General features: G+C 55.3%; 1 protein-coding gene. It reads left to right on the top strand.

What is annotated here, in order from left to right; all coding sequences use genetic code 11:
• A partial coding sequence (locus tag FGS84_RS30525; protein ID WP_138311880.1) for a DUF4261 domain-containing protein occupies nucleotides 1–2,066 on the top strand: 2,066 nt, incomplete at both ends.

Raw genomic sequence — 2,066 nt, 5'->3', positions numbered from 1 at the left:
TCGGAAGTGCTCACTCTCACCGGCGGGGCTACCGGCCTCTACTGTGGCTATGTGGACTTCATCGCCTGGGACATCCAAGAGGCGCTGAACATGGCGAAAGAGTTCTTTGAAGGCACGGACATCCCATGGGCCATCTTCCACACCTTCCGCCGTGAAGCCGGTTCTGTACCCCTAAAGCAACAAGATGATGGGACAGAAACTGAGAATCAGGATGACGAGTTGGACGAAACGCTGACGGGCATGGACTATATTCCTTACACCCAACAGAACGCCGAAGCATTCTTCGCTCAGCTGGAGCAGTGGAACGACGAAGACGAGTACACCCGCTGTATCCAGGCACTGAATGCCATCCCGGAGGATTGGAGGAACTACCGCACCGCCTACGCCCTGGCACGGGCGCTGGAGAACTACGCCATCATCGGGGACCATGACGAAGGTACTTTGAAATCCAAGGGAGACAAAGCCCTCCTGAGGGCCATTGAGGTGTTGGAGTCCGTCCGGGAGGAAGGCCAGGACAAGGCAGAGTGGAATATGCGGATGGCCTATGGCTATCAGTATCTCTACGGCCAGGAGGAAAAGGCCATTCCCTACGCCCAGCGGTGGGCAGAGCTGGACCCAGAGGATGAAAATGCCCCGGCGGTAATTCGGGAGTGTAAGGCGGAGATCCGGAAACGCCAGCGCAGCCGGAAAAAGAAGGCCAAATTCGTGCCTGGTGATACCCCATTTGAGGGCTTCGACCTCACCAACTTCTGGGATGATAATTGGTATGCACTGAAAGAATATGTCAGTGATCCGCCTTCCGATGAGCTGATTGCCAGCGTGGAGGAGGAACTGGGCTACAAGCTGCCCGCCGCCTACATCTGGCTGATGAAGCAGCACAACGGCGGCATTCCGGTGAACACCTGCTATCCCTGCGATGAGCCTACCTGTTGGTCAGATGATCATGTGGCCATCACCGGCATTTTCGGAATCGGACGGGAAAAGAGCTGCTCCCTCTGTGGAGAGCTGGGCAGTCAGTTTATGATCGATGAGTGGGAGTATCCTGCCATCGGTGTGGCCATCTGTGACTGTCCAAGCGCCGGACACGATATGATTTTCCTGGACTACCGGGCTTGCGGTCCCCAGGGAGAGCCTGCGGTAGTCCATGTGGATCAGGAAAATGACTATAAAATTACCCATCTGGCAGATAGCTTTGAGGAATTTATCCGCGGACTGGAGCATGAATCCCTCTATGATCCGGATGAAGATGCAGAGGGTCTTGAGGATGACGCCGACGAGGAGGAAACCGACCATAAGGGTTCCTTTGCCGGATCTGTGCTCCTCTCCAAAGCAGAGTGGGACAAGGAGCAGTTGATTCGAGATCTGCGGGAAGAATGGGGTATCGTAGATGAGGAGCCGGATGAGGGCGACGAAGATGTTGAGAACAGCGATGACGCTGTGGTAATGCGGGTCGGCAATATGATGCTGATTGTGACACTATTCCACGGTCACATCCCGGACAATGAAGCAGAGATCAACGCCGAAAACAACTATATGTGGCCAGAGGCCGTAGAAGTGGCCAAAGCGCACAAGGCCCATATCATGGTGGCTGTGTTGGGCGAGGAGGAAAAACTGCTGGAACGAGGTAAGCTGTTCACCAAGGCGATGGCAGTGTGCTGCAAGCAGAAATACGCCACCGGTGTCTACACCAGCGGCGTGGTATTTGAGCCTCGTTTCTATGAGGGCCTTGCCGATATGCTCAAAAAGGACGAACTGCCCATCTTCAACTGGGTTTGGTTCGGCCTGTACCGGAGCGAGGGGGGCCTAAACGGCTACACCTACGGCATGGATGTGTTTGGCAAGGAGGAAATGGAGGTGTTGAACACCGACGCTGAGCCGGAGGAACTACGGGACTTTTTGGCAAGCCTTGCCTCCTATGTGCTGGCGTGTGATGTGACGCTGCAAGACGGCGAGACCATCGGTTTTTCTGCGGACGATAAGCACACCATCACCCGCAGCCCCGGTGTCTCTCTGCCAGAGGAACAGATGACCCTGAAGATCGGTTACGAGCCTATAAAGGGAGATCC

It is taken from the genome of Clostridium sp. 1001271st1 H5 (genome assembly GCF_005845215.1).
Taxonomy (GTDB): Bacteria; Bacillota; Clostridia; order Lachnospirales; family Lachnospiraceae; genus Enterocloster.
The sequence above is the reverse complement of the archived record's forward strand: the minus strand, read 5'-3'. Positions and strand labels throughout refer to the sequence as shown.